Annotated in this window: 14 protein-coding genes; 9 read left to right on the plus strand and 5 right to left on the minus strand. The window is 43.7% G+C overall.

The genetic code is table 11. The features are described 5' to 3' along the window. Positions 1 to 30: 30 nt before the first annotated feature. On the plus strand, positions 31 to 795 hold the full coding sequence (locus M0C34_RS10385; RefSeq protein ID WP_248715537.1) for a DNA repair protein: 765 nt from the start codon (positions 31 to 33) through the stop codon (positions 793 to 795). Positions 796 to 892: 97 nt separating this feature from the next. After that, positions 893 to 1,852 (plus strand): methylenetetrahydrofolate reductase, encoded by a 960-nt coding sequence (locus tag M0C34_RS10390; RefSeq protein ID WP_248715628.1) that lies wholly within the window; start codon positions 893 to 895, stop codon positions 1,850 to 1,852. A gap of 62 nt (positions 1,853 to 1,914) precedes the next feature. Here M0C34_RS10390 and topA read toward each other — a convergent pair whose 3' ends face one another. After that, entirely contained in the window at positions 1,915 to 4,545 is a 2,631-nt protein-coding gene (topA, locus tag M0C34_RS10395; RefSeq protein WP_248715538.1) for a type I DNA topoisomerase, read from the minus strand. A 305-nt stretch (positions 4,546 to 4,850) separates the two neighbouring features. Between topA and astB the strand changes: the two genes are divergently transcribed. Beyond that, positions 4,851 to 6,191, plus strand: a complete 1,341-nt coding sequence (astB, locus tag M0C34_RS10400; RefSeq protein WP_248715539.1) for an N-succinylarginine dihydrolase — start codon at positions 4,851 to 4,853, stop codon at positions 6,189 to 6,191. A gap of 60 nt (positions 6,192 to 6,251) precedes the next feature. Here the strand turns inward: astB and sohB are convergent, their stop codons facing one another. Continuing rightward, on the minus strand, positions 6,252 to 7,277 hold the full coding sequence (gene sohB, locus M0C34_RS10405; RefSeq protein ID WP_248715540.1) for a protease SohB: 1,026 nt from the start codon (positions 7,275 to 7,277) through the stop codon (positions 6,252 to 6,254). A gap of 109 nt (positions 7,278 to 7,386) precedes the next feature. After that, the gene (locus M0C34_RS10410) at positions 7,387 to 9,816 is read right to left on the minus strand and encodes a VolA/Pla-1 family phospholipase (protein ID WP_248715541.1); all 2,430 of its coding nucleotides are present in this window, start codon (positions 9,814 to 9,816) and stop codon (positions 7,387 to 7,389) included. A gap of 148 nt (positions 9,817 to 9,964) precedes the next feature. Here M0C34_RS10410 and M0C34_RS10415 point away from each other — a divergent pair, with 148 nt between their 5' ends. From M0C34_RS10415 to M0C34_RS10435, 5 genes are read left to right on the plus strand one after another with little or no spacing between them, the layout of a single operon-like run. Further along, the gene (locus M0C34_RS10415; RefSeq protein WP_248715542.1) at positions 9,965 to 10,726 is read left to right on the plus strand and encodes a YciK family oxidoreductase; all 762 of its coding nucleotides are present in this window, start codon (positions 9,965 to 9,967) and stop codon (positions 10,724 to 10,726) included. A gap of 17 nt (positions 10,727 to 10,743) precedes the next feature. Beyond that, positions 10,744 to 11,646 carry a LysR family transcriptional regulator gene (locus M0C34_RS10420; protein WP_248715543.1) on the plus strand — a complete coding sequence of 301 codons (903 nt, stop codon included), beginning with the start codon at positions 10,744 to 10,746 and terminating at the stop codon, positions 11,644 to 11,646. Positions 11,647 to 11,655: 9 nt separating this feature from the next. Beyond that, a complete protein-coding gene (locus M0C34_RS10425; RefSeq protein ID WP_248715544.1) occupies positions 11,656 to 12,405 on the plus strand; it encodes a 5-oxoprolinase subunit PxpA in 750 nt (249 codons plus the stop codon). A gap of 22 nt (positions 12,406 to 12,427) precedes the next feature. Beyond that, positions 12,428 to 13,081, plus strand: a complete 654-nt coding sequence (locus M0C34_RS10430) for a 5-oxoprolinase subunit B family protein (RefSeq protein WP_248715545.1) — start codon at positions 12,428 to 12,430, stop codon at positions 13,079 to 13,081. After that, on the plus strand, positions 13,078 to 14,043 hold the full coding sequence (locus M0C34_RS10435) for a 5-oxoprolinase subunit C family protein (RefSeq protein WP_248715546.1): 966 nt from the start codon (positions 13,078 to 13,080) through the stop codon (positions 14,041 to 14,043). The genes M0C34_RS10430 and M0C34_RS10435 overlap by 4 nt, the downstream gene beginning before the upstream one ends. A gap of 66 nt (positions 14,044 to 14,109) precedes the next feature. Here M0C34_RS10435 and M0C34_RS10440 read toward each other — a convergent pair whose 3' ends face one another. Both M0C34_RS10440 and M0C34_RS10445 read right to left on the minus strand, forming a co-directional pair. Beyond that, positions 14,110 to 15,876: a glycerophosphodiester phosphodiesterase gene (locus tag M0C34_RS10440; RefSeq protein ID WP_248715547.1), complete on the minus strand. Its 1,767-nt coding sequence runs from the start codon at positions 15,874 to 15,876 to the stop codon at positions 14,110 to 14,112. Between the two features lie 85 nt (positions 15,877 to 15,961). Beyond that, positions 15,962 to 16,738 carry a copper homeostasis protein CutC gene (locus tag M0C34_RS10445; protein ID WP_248715548.1) on the minus strand — a complete coding sequence of 259 codons (777 nt, stop codon included), beginning with the start codon at positions 16,736 to 16,738 and terminating at the stop codon, positions 15,962 to 15,964. Positions 16,739 to 17,054: 316 nt separating this feature from the next. Here M0C34_RS10445 and M0C34_RS10450 point away from each other — a divergent pair, with 316 nt between their 5' ends. Beyond that, the gene (locus M0C34_RS10450) at positions 17,055 to 18,014 is read left to right on the plus strand and encodes a TAXI family TRAP transporter solute-binding subunit (RefSeq protein WP_248715549.1); all 960 of its coding nucleotides are present in this window, start codon (positions 17,055 to 17,057) and stop codon (positions 18,012 to 18,014) included. The last annotated feature ends 1 nt before the right edge of the window (position 18,015 follow it).

The raw sequence follows: 18,015 nt of genomic DNA on the forward strand, positions 1-18,015 counted from the left end.
AAGAACAATTAGGAATTATTCGGTCCAATTATGGTATTTACCTTAGTCTTGCTCGGTGTTGGTGCCCTGTTATTTTTGATCATTGGCTATAACATGGTGCAGCAATTCAAACAAAAACAAGAAGCTGAGCGCCGTTTGGCTATCGCTAAACATAAAGCGATCATTAACGAAACCGAAGAATTGTTGCTGCACTCTTCGATTTTGCCGTACAGTAAAGAATTGGTAGAACTGCTACACAAACGAATGTTGGACGCTTTGAATCAAATTCGAGCCATCGACCCTACGGTGAAAGGCTTAAACAATCGAATTCGAGCGACTCAAGGGCAATTAAACCAAATGAGCAATGCTAGCGAAATTAGCGACAGCGCTTTTAGAGCCCCCGATACCGACAAAGACGCACTACAAATGTTGCAAATAGTTAAAAAAATTCGCGCGGTAGTCCGTTCAGAGCACGCTAAAGGTCGGTTAAATACCCAAGTATTTGTATTAGAAGATCGGCGTCTAGAGTTGATGCAATTAAAAATCAATATCGAAAATGCTCTTAAACGTGCGATCGAAGCTCAAGCCCTACGCCAATGGGGTACTGCTCGACAGCTTCTTAATAAAGGTATTTCTGCACTTAGCAACATTTCAGATCGAGATGCTTATTTAGAAAAGAAACTGGAAAACATGAAGCAAATGAATCAAGAGATGAGCGATAAGTTAAAATCGGCCAGTAAGCAAGAAGCGCAAGACAAAGCCGATAAAGAAACCGATGAATTAGACGTGCTTTTTCAACCCAAGAAAAAGTGGTAATTCGCAACGGGTCTACTTATTCATGTTGTTTCGCCTAAAGATTTTTGATTGAAGCTATGCGAGAATAGCCTCAATCAAAATACAAATTTAAAAAATGATGCGCAAAACACTTCAACAAATTTCAAGTGACCCTTACCACGGGGTTTATTTTATCGGTACGACCCCGCCTAAAAGTAATACTGATATTGCTAAAGTTAGCGATATAGCAGACAAATTGCTATCACGATTAGATGAAATAGAATACGACGGTTTGATTGTTTATGACATTCAAGACGAAAGCAGTCGCATTGATAAACCTCGTCCTTTCCCCTACATGCAAACCCATGATCCTCGCTTGTATGCGCAATTGCTGATGCAAAAGAGCCAGCGTGCGGTAATCACCTACAAAAGTGTATCGCAACGCAATCAAGCTGACTTTGTCGCATGGCTAAAGGAAGCTTGGCACCAATACGGTATTAGAGACTTGGTGTTAGTGGGTAGCCCAGCAGCCAGCAATGATATTCAATTAAGTTTGGCTGATGCTTACGCTGCCATCGGCCAACATGCCTCAGAATTTTATCTAGGTGGCGTTACTATTGCAGAGCGGCATGCTAAAAAAGGGGATGAACATACTAGGTTGGTGAATAAAACACACCAAGGTTGCCAGTATTTTGTGTCTCAAGCGGTATATAACGCTCAAGCCACCATCGATATGTTAACTCGCTACGCTCATCAGTGCCGAGAACATCAGCAACAGCCTCAGCGGATTATTCTTACTTTCTCTCCCTGTGGTAGCGCTAAAACCTTAGAGTTTATCGAATGGTTAGGTATATCAGTCCCGGAAGCGACAAGTTTACGTATCTTGAACGCAGATAAACCCTTAAAAGAATCCATTCTAATTTGCTATAACAATTTGGTGCAGATTTTAGAAGCCTGTTTACCACTGGGTATACCATTAGGTTTGAACATTGAAAGCCTAACCAATCGTAAGGAAGAAATTGACGCGGCAATCCTTCTTTATAAACTACTAAAAGCCACCATGGACAAAAAGCTCGCGCAATTACAATTAAACGGCTAATTACCCGTATCACAGCATTAAAAAAGGAAGCCTAAGCTTCCTTTTTTATATTTAAGCCTTCTCTATTTCTTCGGCTTTTTACGTTTGTCTTCTATCACCCACTTACCATCGGTGTGATAGGCGCGCCAACCGGTTGCTTTGCCTTCAACTTCAGTACTTAAGTACTGCTCTTTGGTTTTACGGCTGTATCGCACTAACGATTTTACCCCATCGGGATCAGCGACTGGCCCATCGGCTAAATAGTAGAATTTCTCAGGTAGGCGATCTCTAAAGCGTTTTAACTCCTCCACTAAAGGAGCACGAGTCTCCCGGGAGCGTGGGAAGTTACTCGCCGCCATAAAGATACCCGAGGCACCGTCCCGTAATACGAAGTAAGCATCGCTATTAACACATTCTAATTCAGGGAGGTGAACAGGATCTTCCCGTGGTGGTGCAACTTCCCCACTCTTAAGAATTTTACGGGTGTTGCTGCAATCTTCACCAGTGCAAGCCATGTATTTACCAAAGCGGCCAGTACGCAATTGCATGTCACTACCGCACTTCTCACACTCGACAATGGGGCCATCGTAGCCTTTTATCTTAAAGCTACCCTGCTCGACAACATAACCTTCACAATCGGGGTTATTACCACAGACGTGCAGTTTACGCGTCTCGTCGATTAAATAGCTATCCATGGCAGTGCCACAGATTGGGCAACGTTCTTTAGCCCTTAACGCTTCGGTTTCTTGTTCTTCTGAGTCGGCGGCCACCGCCTCCTCGCCTGGGATCAAATTGATCGTACACTTACAACGTTCTTTTGGCGGCAGTGCATAACCTGAACAACCCAAGAAAACACCCGTGCTCGCAGTGCGAATGCCCATAGGTCTTTCACAATCTGGACATTTGATATCGGTGATCACCGGGGTATTGCTACGCATTCCATTTTCATCGTCATCAGCTTTACTTAACTGACCTTTGAAATTTTTATAGAATTCATTTAACACTTGTTTCCACTCAAAGCTGCCATCCGCGACTTCGTCAAGACGCTCTTCCATCTCGGCAGTGAAGTCATAGCTCATTAGATCTTGGAAACTTTCGGTTAAGCGTTCAGCGACAATCTCGCCCATTTTTTCGGCATAAAAGCGACGCGCGTCGGTACGTACATAACCACGGTCTTGAATGGTAGAGATGATAGATGCGTAAGTCGATGGTCGCCCTATGCCTCTTTTTTCTAATTCTCGTACTAGCGAAGCTTCGTTAAAACGCGCTGGTGGCTTAGTAAAGTGTTGTTTTGGATCGAGTTCAACAAGCTTGAGCGAATCACCCTTGGTTACCGCGGGTAACACGCCATCTTCTGCTTTGTTAGCTTTGCCAACTGGCTGTACTTTAGTCCAACCTTCGAAGCGCAAAATCTTGCCGCGAGCCCGCAGTTCAAATTGTGCGGCAGTGACTGTAATAGTAGTTGCATCGTATTGAGCGTCAGTCATCTGACATGCCACAAATTGGCGCCAGATAAGATCGTAAAGTCGTTTTGCATCGGCATCTACGCCATCTAGATGCTCACTCACTACTGTGACGTCTGATGGTCGAATTGCTTCGTGTGCTTCTTGGGCGCCTTCTTTGCTTGAGTAGCGCAAAGGATTTTCTGGAAGATACTTATCGCCAAAATTATCGACAATATAGCCCCTGGCAGCCTCTACAGCATCGTTACTCAAGTTAGTTGAGTCTGTACGCATGTAAGTGATGTAACCGGCCTCATAGAGCCTTTGAGCTAACATCATGGTGCGTTTTACGCCAAAGCTTAAACGGGTGCTTGCAGCTTGTTGCAGTGTAGAGGTGATGTAAGGGGCTTTGGGTTTAGAGCGTGTCGGCTTATCTTCACGCTTGGCCACTTGGTAATCTGCGCCTTTTAAACTATCAATGGCAGCGGTAGCCTGCTGTTGATTAACCGGTTTAAATGCTTGACCATTTTCTTTGGCCACCTCTAGACGGAAGCCTTCACCTAATTGGGTTGCTAAATCAGCATGAATATCCCAGTACTCTTCAGGAACAAATGCTTTAATTTCTCGTTCTTTCTCTACCACTAAACGAACGGCAACGGATTGAACACGGCCAGCAGATAAGCCGCGCGCTATTTTTTTCCAAAGCAGCGGTGAAACCATGTAACCCACTACGCGATCTAGAAAGCGACGAGCTTGTTGGGCATTAACTCGGTCCATGTTCAATTCGCTAGGCTGAGAAAATGCATCTTTAATCGCAGACTTGGTGATTTCGTTAAATACCACGCGCTTAAAGCGACTATCGTCCCCACCAATGATTTCTTTCAAGTGCCACGCTATTGCCTCTCCTTCGCGGTCTAAATCGGTTGCGAGATAGATGGTGTCAGCATTTTCGGCGAGAGTTTTGAGCTCATTAACGACTTTTTCTTTACCGGGAAGAATTTGATAATTAGCCTTCCAATCTTTCTCAGGGTCTACCCCCATACGAGCCACTAAGGCTTTTTTATCTTTAGCAGCTTTGAGTTTGGCTTTTTCTTCTGCGCTCATTCCTTTGGTTGAAACAGGTGCGGCTTTCTTTTTATTTGTCGCGCTACCACTACTAGGCAAATCACGAATATGACCAACACTCGACTTCACCACATATTGGCGACCCAAGTATTTGTTAATCGTTTTTGCTTTAGCTGGTGATTCTACTATTACCAGAGATTTACTCATATTATTCTTTTTACCATTATGTCCGTCATAAGTGGCCCACTGACGGAAAGCAGTAGTTATTGGTTCTTTTTTATATAACGCTTGAGAGTTAGCATAGGTCAATAACTTTTTTAATTCTTTGGTTTATTGGGCGAATAATTAAGCACTCGACCACAAAGATACAAACTGATAACATCGGCAACTCTCAAATTTGGCTAGAGTTATACGCTTGATTTTGTCTATATGCCAATATAAATAACCATTGTTTGAAACTTTTGCAATAAAAGGCAACTCATTTTTGCGATAAGTGTAGTAAAAGGAATTATATGAAACATTTTGAAGTCAATTTCGACGGTCTAGTGGGGCCTACCCATAACTACGCTGGTCTTTCATTCGGCAATGTCGCTTCATTGTCTAACGCCCAAAATGCCTCGAACCCAAGAGAAGCCGCAAAGCAAGGCTTGTTAAAAATGAAAGCCTTGAATGATTTAGGCCTTACTCAAGGGGTACTCGCGCCTCAACAGCGACCTGACCTTAACCTACTAAGACGCATTGGCTTTTCTGGGAATGATGCCCATGTACTAGAACAAGCCGCGAAAAGAGCGCCAGACGCCCTACTCGCCAGTTATTCTGCTTCTAGCATGTGGACAGCAAATGCTGCCACTGTGTCACCTAGCGCTGATACTGAAAACGGTAAAGTACATTTTACTCCGGCAAATTTAACCAACAAACTGCATCGCTCTATCGAGCCACAAGTTACCGGTAATATTTTACAAGCGGTTTTTGCCGACAGTAAGCATTTTGAACATCACCAGCATCTTCCAGAAAATGACTATTACGGAGATGAAGGCGCCGCGAATCATACTCGCTTGTGTAATAACTATGGCGAAGCCGGATTAGAACTCTTTGTGTACGGACGAAAAGCTGCTGATAGCAATGCTCCCGCTCCGCGCAAGTTCCCTGCCAGACAAACTCTTGAAGCCAGTCAAGCAGTGGCACGTTTGCATGGCTTGGATAATGAAACAGCATTGTTTATCCAACAAAATCCAGAGGTGATAGACCAAGGGGTTTTCCATAACGACGTTATTGCCGTTGGTAACCAAAATGTGCTGTTCTATCATCAGCAAGCATTTTTGAATACGCAGCAGCAACTCCAGCGTATTCAGCAGCGTTTCGGCGAAAATAAGCTATATTTTATAGAAGTTAGCGACAAAGAAGTGGCTTTAAGTGAAGCAGTGAAAAGCTACTTATTTAATACCCAAATTATTACCATTGCACCAGGTGAAATGGCCATAATCGCGCCAACAAACTGTCAAGAATCAGAACCAGTACGCCGCTACTTAGAACAATTAGTGGCACGTGATACACCAATAAAACAAGTGCTTTACTTCGATGTAAAACAAAGCATGAGTAACGGTGGAGGACCTGCTTGCCTGCGCCTGAGAGTAGCTTTAAACGATATGGAGTTAGCTGCCGTAAATCAACATACCTTGATGAACCAGCAGCTGTTTAACACGCTAAATCAGTGGGTAGATAAACATTACCGAGATAGCCTAGTGTTTGATGATTTGCGAGACCCACAGCTGATCACCGAGGTTAATACCGCTTTAGACCAACTCACGCAGATTTTGCATTTAGGTTCGGTGTATCCTTTTCAGCAAGCCTAAAGATTATAGATATAAAAAAAGCCTGATAATTATCAGGCTTTTACTTTCATCTTTGGCAGCTTATTTCGTCCAATCCCAAGATTGAGATTGCACTAATTTCATTACTCCGCGCTCTACCCCGACACTCGCAGCTTGGCTTAGTTTTTCTGCAAACTTTTTCTTAGCATGATATTTAAATTGGATGACTTGCTTGTCAGCAAATTGGCTCATTAAGTAATCATCACTGGTACTTACTTCGTCTACAAGTTTAAGACCAAAGGCCTGGGTGCCATACCAATGTTCCCCTGTCGCTACTTTAGCGATATCTAACTGAGGACGAAACTCTTGCACAAACTCTTTAAACAATACGTGGGTTTCTTCTAATTCAGTTTTAAACTTAGCGCGAGCTTCGTCAGTATTTTCCCCAAACATTGTCAAGGTGCGCTTAAATTCACCAGCCGTCACCTGCTCAAACTCAATATCATGATTTTTTAGTACTTTATTAAAATTAGGGATCTGAGCGATCACGCCAATAGAACCAACAATAGAAAATGGTGCGGCGATAATCTTGTCTGCAATGCAGGCCATCATGTAGCCGCCACTCGCTGCAACTTTGTCTACAGAGATGGTTAGCTTAATACCTTTAGCTTTTATGCGTTTCAGCTGGGAAGCCGCTAAGCCATAACCATGAACCATACCGCCACCACTCTCTAAACGAACCAGAACTTCGTCTTGCGGACCAGCGGCAATTAATACTGCGGTCACTTCTTCACGCAGGCTAGTCACTTCTTTAGCGTCAATGCTACCCTTGAAATCAATAACAAATACACGAGGCTTAGCTTGAGCATCGGCATTTTTCTTATCTTGTTTATGTTGCTGCTTTAATTGTTTTTTATGTTGCTTGAGCTGATCTTTACTCATTAAGTTATTGTTCAGCTTATCTTCTAAATCATCTTGTCGCTCACTAAGGTCGGTAACCTCTAACTCACCACTTTTATGTTTAGTTTTAGACGATGCTGCAATAACGACAACAACCACGGCAATAATGGCGATAACAATGGTTAAAGCCTTCGCAAAAAACAATCCAAACTCAATCAAAAAATCCAAACTTATGCCCTCTTATTTTCAAGCAGCTATTAGTACCATAGCTTTAATCACTAACCAAGCAACAAAAAAGGCCTGCGCGATGCAGGCCTTAGATTGAGAAGCATTAAGCTTATGGTGCAGCAATCACCGAATTATCATTAACCACCACAGTGGCGTTTCCAGCATCGGCGCTTACAGCGTAAGAAACAAACTGAGTTTGCATTTCAACCGTCGTTGCTAAGCTCGCTGTAGGTGCAAGTAGTGAGCTATGCGCGCCAGCGTTAAACCGAATAGCATAACTGCCGGCAGAGGTGACTTCTGTTGCATCTAGGCCCATTGTTTCAATTAGAGGGTTGGTGCCAACTAATGGCAGTGTCGCTAAACTGTTTGGAATAACTTGGTCGCCAATCACTTCGTGCACCAATACCGGCATTGTTAAGTTAGATTGTGCGTAGTTTAGTGGGTCAGCTCCGTCGACAACCGTTTGAGCGAGTGAACCAAATACACTGGCAAAAGCTGAATAGTTTGAATCAATGACTAATTGTGCAGCTTCTGGGTAGGTAGCTTGATAAACAGCAAATTGCTCAAGCGCGGTAGCGGTTTCGTTATCAACAAAACCTAAGCCTGCAGCGACTAGCCCTAAATACCCAGGGTTTGCCTTAAGTCCTGCTTCAACCGCAGGGCCAAACGAAGGTGAATACTGGAACACTCCAGCTAAGCCACCACCGGGCACGCTAAGAGAGACACTTTGTAAGTTGTAATCAACTTCCATACCGCTCACCGTCACGGTTTTAGCCATGGACGCTGCACCTACTCCCACAATTGAACCCAACGATAGTCCGACAAAGTGTACTTTGCTTCCGTCCAACTCAGCAGGAGCCGTGCCAGCTTGCAGGGCCGCACGTAAGGCCAGTATATCGGCACTAGATTGGCGAAGATTTTCGCGAATACTTAAAAAACTGCCTAAATTTGCAAACACTTGAGCGTCAGCATTAGCGCTAATGTCGGCATTTCCGTCTCCGTTTAAGTCGATACCGCGAGTCCCGTGATACGGTAAATCCATTGCTAACACTGCGTAACCTTGTGCAGCATAGCTTGCCGCTAATCCAGCGGCTGTTTCTTTAACCGAAGAGATACCATGTTGGAACACCACGACTGGCCAGCCATTTGCGGGCATAGTTTGACCGGTTAAGGTTTCATCAGGCAAATAGATATCTACCTGCAAATTAGCCATACTTCTAGTTTCAGGGATCGGGTTGAATGCCGTTAAATGACGGTGAGAATCAACAGGTTTAGCTTCACCTTCTTCCATGTAGGTCAAACCAACTAAATCAGCTTGAGCTAGCATTTGTGCAGCAGTGCTAGTATCACTGCCTGCCACTAAGGCGCCAAAACTAGCCACATCAAACCCTTTTGCTCCGGCTTGCGCCCAAAAGCTGCTTGCACTCGCTTGGTCTGCAAAATCAGCGTTATTTTGTAACAACTGTAAAATTGCAATTGGACTATCTGTTCTCGCTTGTGCCCATCTGTTTACGTCACCGCCGGTTAGGTCAGGGCTATCTAGATCAGAAAGATAATAAGGAACTGACAAGGTTGACTTAAAATACTTAGCTGCGGCAAAGGCAGGTTGACTGCCACCTAGTGCCACATTCGCTACATCTTCAGCTGTAGTGCCGGTATCTACTAATGCAGACATTGGCAACAAACCTTGTAACGCCATACCACCATATATTTGTTGTAAGCTGCTCAACACAGAGCCCACTGATTGAGTGGTAAACACTGCAGCATAACTCACCGATCCGTTTACGCCTTCAGCAGCTAGCAAACCGTTGTTCCAGTTTGTTAAACCTTTGAGCTGTTGCACTGTCGCGTTATCTTCGGCCGATGGTGCGGTACTCAACAACTGATAACCCGAACCTGCTTCAACACTTCGTCCGTTTTCATCCAACAGTGAATCTGTAATCGCCACCATAAATGACGTAGCTGGGCTCAATGGTTTAAGTGGCGTGACGATAATACTGCCATCACTAAAGGTGGCGATGTAGTCATCCCCGTAAACTAATTGCTCATCAATACGACAAGTTTGACCAGCAGAAAAACTACCACCATTTTCGGTCACATCTGCACAAGTATCAGCAAAACCAGACGCTCTTACTTTGTACAATAAAATTCCATCGGGGAAGGTAGCGCTATCCAGTTTGGTATCAATCTCAGCATTGTATTCTGCTTCGTCATCACCGTAACCAAGGGGGATACTAAAAGGCACGCTGGTTTGCCAACCATCTAACGCACCCAATACATTGGTAATCGCTTGGTATTCTTGGGTCACCAGTATCGCGGATTCTGCAGGTAAGTTAATCGTCCCGTCTAAGCTACCGTTAAACAGCAAATTATTTGGTGTTGATACATCACCGGTTAGCGGATTGAATCGAATTTTTACTGAGTTAGGCTCATTTGGCGTGATATCATTAGTGAAATCGAAGGGCGAGTTGCTACCGCAACCCGTTAGAGTAACAGAAGCAAATAGAGTGACAGCTGTAGCTATTCGGGACAAACGCATATTAGCAAATTCCTTTTTATAGTATGTTTCTTCAACGAAACCCTAAACGCTTGTTAACATTTTTGCAACAGGTCTAACCAGATGTTAAACACTTGTTTAATTGTTAATCAAATATTTGTGGACTAACGCACATCTACAGGAACCAAAAATGAGCACGGAAACCTCTCCTCACCTTTTCACCGCTAGCGCTGACGAATTAAAAAACAAAGTTATTTTGGTAACCGGAGCCGGCGATGGAATCGGCCGCCAAGCTGCGTTAAGTTTTGCCGCATGTGGCGCTACCGTTATTTTACTCGGCCGTACGGTGAAAAAGTTAGAAGCTGTTTATGACGAAATTGAAGCCATGAGCGCACCTCAAGCGGCGATCATTCCGCTAGATTTAAACGGTGCCACCCAACAACATTACTTAGATATGACTGCCACTATTGAGAATCAATTTGGCCGTTTAGACGGTGCGTTGCTTAATGCCGCTCACTTAGGAGTGTTAAGTCAATATGTACAAATCAGCGAAGATCACTGGGATCAACTGATGCAGGTCAACGTAAAGTCGCAGTTTTTGTTAAGCCAAGCGCTGCTTCCCTTAATGGCTAAATCAAACCATGCTTCTTTGCTATTCACTTCTTCAAGTGTCGGCAAGCAAGGCAGAGCCTATTGGGGCGGATATAGTGTGTCTAAGTTCGCGATCGAAGGTATGTCGCAAGTTATCGCCGATGAATACGATAAAACAGGCTTACGCAGTAATTGTATTAATCCAGGTGCAACCCAGACCTTAATGCGCGCAACCGCTTACCCTGGAGAAGATCCTCAAACCTTAAAAACACCACTCGATATTATGCCTAGCTATTTGTATTTAATGAGTGATGCAAGCATCGGTATCACAGGGCAAAGCATAAACGCACAGATAAAATAAGCGAAGGCTGAGCAATAATGAGTGCAACCTTTAGAGCAAAAAGTACCTTAGAGCAATGGCGTATCTTTCAGGCGGTGGTTGATTACGGCGGTTACGCTCAGGCCGCTAGTCAGCTAAATAAAAGCCAATCATCACTTAATCATGCCGTCAGTAAACTGCAGGGCTTATTGGGTGTTCAACTGCTCGAAGTTAAGGGCCGAAAAGCGTATTTAACCCCTATGGGTGAAGTCATGCTTAGACGTAGCAAGTTATTAAGCCAAAACATTCAAGAACTTGAACAGTTAGCCGCTAGTTTAGAGCAAGGCTGGGAGCCAAAACTTACCATAGCTTGCGATATCGTGCAGCCTCAAGTGCCGATAATAAAGGCCCTTAAAGCTTTCTTACCAGATAGTAGAGGTACCCGTATTGAGATACTAGACACCGTAATTAGTGGTACCGATGATGTCATAGATGAAGCCTCAGTCGATATTGCAATCGCCGCCTCATTGCCTAAAGGTGTATTGGGTGAAAAACTATCCACTATAAATATGTTACCCGTGGTACATCGTAACCATCCGCTCGCTAAAATGCCTAAACCCGTATCAATAGATGAAGTATTGCAACACGTTCAGTTGGTGATTAGGGACAGCGGCAAAAATCCTCACCAAGATAGGGGTTGGTTACGCGCAGAGCAACGTTGGACATTTAGTAGTTTTAACCAAGTTATGTCGGTATTAAGTCAAGGCCTTGGTTTTGCCTGGGTACCCGAACACATTGCTGCCCCCTATTTTGAAAAAGACAGTTTAGTAGAACTCAACATTCAAGGAGGCGCGGCTAAAACCCTCGTCACTTATATGGTTATACCAAGACCCACTCAGCTAGGTCCTGCTGGTCAGCTTTTTTCTAAACTGATACAACAACAATGTAAGACAGCACGTTAAGGACGATTGATGCTTATAAACTGCGATATGGGTGAAAGTTTTGGGGTGTGGTCTATGGGCGTTGATGAGTTAGCCATGCCACACATTGATATGGCCAATGTAGCATGTGGTGGTCACGCCTCTGATCCTGACGTAATGAGCAAGACTATTGTCTTAGCCAAACAACACAAGGTTTCCATAGGGGCACATCCTAGTTATGCTGACATCGCAGGTTTTGGTCGACGCCCAATGTTATACAGCCCTGCACAGCTAAGCAGATTATTGGTCTCTCAAATTGGCAGTTTACAGGCCTTATGTCACTACCATGGTGAAGATGTTGATTATGTTAAACCCCATGGCGCCTTATATAATGATATGCATAAGGATGTAGAGATTTTTACAGCGGTAATCAAGGCTGTAGCGAGTTTTAATAAGCCACTTAAACTGATGGTTTCAGCTACCTTAACTAAGGGGTTTGTAGAAGAGATTGCCCGCCAGCATCATGTCGAATTAATCAGAGAAGCATTTTGTGACCGTCGTTATCTTAGTAACGGGCAATTACAGGCGCGTACAGAACGAGGCGCCGTGCTGACTGAGCAGGAAGAGCTACTTAGTCAAGTAAGGTTATTGCTGATGAGTCGCCAACTAAAATGCAATGATGGCAGCTTACTCGCTGTACAGGCAGATACATTGTGTGTGCACGGTGATAATGAAGCGGCGGTCAATCAGATAAAACACATCCGTTCACTAGTGACACTTAATAGCATCAAGTTAGGTTAACCAGATGTTCTGCATGGAGTGGGTGAACGAAGACAGTTTGTTGGTGACGAGTAAGCAAACTCAATATCAAGCTGCCCTCCCGGTATTGGCTAAACAGTTAAAGCTAAATATAAGTGGAGTCACTGACGTTATTGTTGCGGCTGACAGCTTGTTATGCATGGTTAATTATACCGCAGATATCCATTCACTAATGACTGCCGTTAGCCAGTTCCCATTCGACCAAATCGGTTTCACCGAGAGTGCTGAACTTGGCAACACGATAATGGTACCTGCCTGTTATGATTCACGCCTAGCGCCCGATTTAAATAGCATAGCTACGCGACTTAATATGGGTACTGAGCAAATCATTGAATTACATCAAGCAAAGCATTATCGAGTAAAAGCCATTGGTTTTATGCCCGGCTTTGCCTATTTGGCCGGTTTAGATAAGCGAATTCAGCTAAAAAGGAAGGCCATTCCGGCAACCAGTGTGCCAAAAGGAAGCATTGCCATTGCTGAAGACATGACCGCGGTTTATCCGGCTGCAAGCCCGGGTGGATGGCATATTATAGGTCGAAGCCCTATGATTTTTTTTAACAAATCGCATTCACCAATGTGCCCATTACAGGTTGGCGATTCAATAGGCTTTTATAGTATTAGTTATCAAGAGTACCAGCAAATGTTGGACCACCTATGATGGCAAAAGCTAACCTTACGCTGTTGCGTAGCGGCCCCCAAACTTGTGTTGTAGACCAAGGAAGAATCGGCTACCAAGATATTGGTATTAGTCCGGGCGGGGCGGCAGACTTACAAGCCTTTTACTGGGCCAATAGATTGCTTTCAAATCGAGCTAATGAAGCTTGTCTTGAAATCGCGATTGGTGGCGCGAGCATACAGTTTGAGAAAGCGTGTAGCATTGCAGTATGCGGCGCTGATACACCGCTTAAAATATTGTCTTCAAAAAACAGTGCTGCTGTGAACGCCGACACTTGGCAAACCATTCAGATAGCAGATGGTGATACCTTGCAAATTAACCCTGCACGTAGCGGCTTAAGAGCCTATTTGGCAGTGAAGGGAGGGCTAATCGTAAACAAGGAGTTAGGCAGTGCGAGTAGTTCAGTTAAACAACTATTAGGACCTTTTGACGGCCGCTGGTTAAAAAACAATGACCGTATTAGTTACCACGATAAGCCGCAAATAGAATACAACATAAGCGCTTCTTCAGCGATTCTGCAAACGCCCTATCGCTTCATTCCGAACTACTTAGAACCATTAAATTTAGCGTTAATACCTAGCTATCAATTTCAACAATTTTCCAATCAAGATATCGCTTTGTTATGCCAACAAACTTACAAGGTGAGTGATTTAAGTGATCGAATGGGTGTGCGTTTAACCGGACAAGCGTTTAAACATGTCCCCAACAATATTGAGTCAGAAGCCATCGCCTTAGGAGCGGTACAAGTTCCAGCTAACGGGTTACCAATAATATTGTCGGTCGATAGGCAAACAATAGGAGGCTACAGCAAACTGGGCTGTGTATCTCGTTTGAGTTTATACCAACTAAATCAACGTCGTCCTAATCAAACTGTGAAGTTTTATCTAAGCTCTTGGGAAGTTGAACATGAAAAGTGGTCAGCCTTCCAACAGTTTTTTAGTTAATTGAACTCATTATTAACCCGAATAATGCTTCATCTTGCTTGTCTCGCGCTAAAATTGACAGGCGTTTTAAAACCTTAGCCAATATCGAAAACTATTAATCACATGTTCTACTTGGTTAAGTTGCTGAAGGTTCTCGATGGTGGCGATAGCCATTTCAGGTGAATCTGTCACTACTCCGTCAACCCGTAGATAGAACAAACGCTCTACATCAGCGGCGTTGTTCACGGTCCACACATGTACTTGCTGGCCTCTTTGTTGAGCACTCAATAGTCGCCAAGCGCTAACCCACTGCTGATTAACGATCAGCATATCAACATTTTGTTGTAACTTCGTTTCGCCAAAACTTGCTGCTGCAATAAACGCAATGCTCACCCTTTCAGCTAACAGACTGCCTTTCACTTTTTGTTTTACAGCGTTAAGTAATTCCACATCTAAGCTACTGATAATAACGGGGTGCTGAAAGTGTTGCAGCGCGTCTACAACGGCTGGTACTAAATCCATAGCGCGATCGTAGCGTTTCAATTCGATATTAAGGGTTATATTACCGGCACTTTGCTCTAGCCACTCGGAAAGAGGCTGCGGTTTTTCCAAGCCCGCTGACACAAATGCATTTTGAATCTCCTTAAAGGTACTCAAATATACAATTTCAGAACTACCGGTAAGCCTACGAAGATCTCTATCATGGACGACTGCTATTTGACCATCGCTAGTCAATTGCACATCTATTTCTGTCACGGCTAAGCCAAGATCTATAGATTGATGCAAACCTTCCAAACTGTTTTCTGGTGCTAACCACCCGCCCGCTCGATGTCCCATAATGGTAAAATCGCTTGGAGCGGCAAAGCGTTGGCTGAAGCCATCTACATCGTCTGCCAACTGACTAACCCCCACTAACAGAATAGCCAATAGCATTAATCTAAAACCTAAATGTAAACTGTGGTTTTCTTTGAGGACTCGTTGGTGTTCGCTATGTAACTCTCCACCTCGTTTTTTCACTAAGACTTTAAACATATAAAATTGAATACTAGCGTATAGCCAAGTGTCCAAAAAACTTAATATTGAACCACCAGCGAGCACCACAAAACTAAATACGAAAAGCTCTGTACTCGTTACATCTTCTGGTGCCCACCAATCTAAGCTAAAGCGTAATACCCAGATACTTACCGCTATCAACATCAAAAACACCAATGCTCTTAACGCTAACCAAACAATGTTTAATCCCAAAATAAGTTTTCTCTGGCCAACACTTAGCTTGGTTGAATCTGTTAGCTGCTTACCCAAAGGTTGTTTCTGCAGCATGCAAAATGGCAATGCAAACCACCAATTAAGCCACTTACTGCCAAGCCAAAGCGCTAACGGGATCCCTCCAAGGGATAAAGCCGAGAAGTAAATCCATACCTGGCCTCGTTGTTGATCAAGATAATAATTAATATCCCAATCCGCTAACATAAAACCAAATAGCCATCGCCCAATAAATAGTAGCGTACAGCTAATACTTATCAGCAAGGCTGACTGCATAAATGCTAATCGAGCGATTAGCCAAGAACGTTGAATTAACAGCCTAATAGCTTGAGAAATCGAGCGTTTGTTGACCTCATGTTGCGCTAACAAGAGGGTTACGACGCCTTGTTGCAAAAAGAAATTGAATAGCGACATCGCCACCAACCAAATAGCAAACAAGTAACCGACGGGCGATAAGAAAAATCCAAGCAACTCTTGATTAGCGACTCCTCCTAGCCCATGCCAAGACATCAAAGACTCGCTAACAACAATAGATAAGGGCGCAAATAAAGCTAACCAGCATGCTTGAACTAATAGATAGGCTGAGAACATCGCTATTCCACGATGCCTGATTGAATTCAGCAAGTAGTATGAAAAATGTCGAGTTCTATGGAACAACGGGGTAAACATCGCTTCATTAAGCCCTTGTAAGTAAATCGGCCATTGCAAGTACTTGAGCGGTATCTACTGTTTGTCTGCTCAATTCTTTCGCTAGGTCTTTAGACGCCGCCATCGCGAGTGAGTAACGAGTGTCAAATAAAGTATTCAACGGTTTAGCCGCGGCACTATGGAAAAACCGAAGCCCCTTGTTGACTAAAAATTGAATATTGTGGGCCCTTACGCCACCAGCGGCAATCCACTCTAATGCCGGTTGAGCATCTTGAAGCTCAAGTAGCAATGGTAATCCCCCCTCAATATTGTTGCTTTGGCCAGAACTCAATACTCGATTAAAGCCGATGTCAGCAATAAGCTGTGCCGCTTGTATAGGAGCGGCGACACAGTCAAAGGCCCTATGGAAAGTTACTTTTGTATCGCCACATGCATCAACCAGTTTTTGGTTTGCCGCTACATCTAGGCTAGCGTCTGGACTCAAGCAACCGGTTACTACTCCGGAATAACCAAGTTCTTTAATCAGTTCAATATCCCTTATCATTTGCTCAATTTCATCTGGCAAGTAACAGAAATCTCCGCCTCTAGGGCGAACCATGACTACGATAGGTAGCTGTTTTAGATATTTTTGTGCTTGTTTTAAGGCGCCATAACTTGGCGTAACACCGCCGTCATTTTGGCCAGCGCAGAATTCGATCCGATCGGCTCCGCCACGAATAGCACTTTCAATATCATCTAGACTATAACAACAGATTTCTAAGCTCTGAGGGCTGAGGGCTTTTAGCAATTTAATGTCAACACACATAGATACTAAGTGGCTTTATTATAACGAATTATTACCACTACTGTTGATTAATCATCAGCGATATTTAGTCCTTTAGAATTGCTAGCGAAATACCGGGTAACAGCTAGCCAGCGGGATGTTTTAACAACTTAGTCAACGTAAAACCAGCAAAGCCTGAGTACCAACTTGTCCGACCAATAGATTGTGTTTTCGCTAGATATGCAAAAACCTTCATGTTTTCAAGCTCACAACTTGTAGTGTTGAACAAGCGTTTTGTAATTTTAGCGTGTATATTAGGGTTGTTGTTCTATCGGCAATAAGTTTTATGGACGAAAAAATGAAACGATTTACAGCTTGTTTAGTATTCACCGCCTTAAGTTTAAGCAGCGGACTCGCCAGTAGTAACGAATATTTATTCGTTGGAACCGGTAATGTCAGTGGTGTGTATTATCCTACAGGTAACGCCTTATGCCGCCTTTTAGAGCAGAGTAACGAACATCGAAAAATTAGCTGTACGGCGGAAAGCTCAGGAGGGTCTAGCGACAACGTCGAGGCTCTACAAAGTAATGATATTGATTTAGCGATTGTCCAATCTGATGTTCACTGGCAAGCTTACCAAGGTGCTGGTCAGTATGAAGAAAATGGGGCTTACACCGATATGCGCTCATTACTTTCTTTATATTCTGAAGCTTTTACCGTGTTGGTCCATGAGGATGTAAATATTAGCCAAATTGATCAATTGAAAGGTCATTCGGTTAATGTAGGCCCTGTCGGCTCAGGCCAATATTCAACGATGAAGTTAGTCATGGAACAACTAGATTGGCAAGACGCTGACTTCTCAGAATTAACTAATTTGAAACCCGATGAGCAAAGTCGCGCCTTATGTAGTAAAAAGAATGACGCCATTGTTTATGTTGTAGGCCACCCCAATACGTCTATTACACGTGCCACCACCATGTGCGAATCTAAATTACTGGGGCTTTCTAAGAAAACCATCGTAGGTTTAGCTGAAAAATATGAATACTTTTCTCCGGTAACCATTAAGGGCGGTACCTACCATGGCAATCCGACAGATATCCAATCTATTGGCGTGAGTGCGACCCTGGTAGCCGACAAAATGTTGTCTGAACAAACCGTTTATAATTTTGTGGCCGCGATCTTCGAAAACATTAATACTCTTCGTTCTTTGCATCCGGCGCTGGCTGAGTTGAACGTAAAAGAAATGATTGCCACTAACCTCTCTGCACCTTTACACCCAGGCGCATTACGCTATTATCAGGAGCAAGGTTGGATGTAAT

It is taken from the genome of Agarivorans sp. TSD2052 (assembly GCF_023238625.1).
In the GTDB taxonomy this organism is placed as follows: Bacteria; Pseudomonadota; Gammaproteobacteria; order Enterobacterales; family Celerinatantimonadaceae; genus Agarivorans.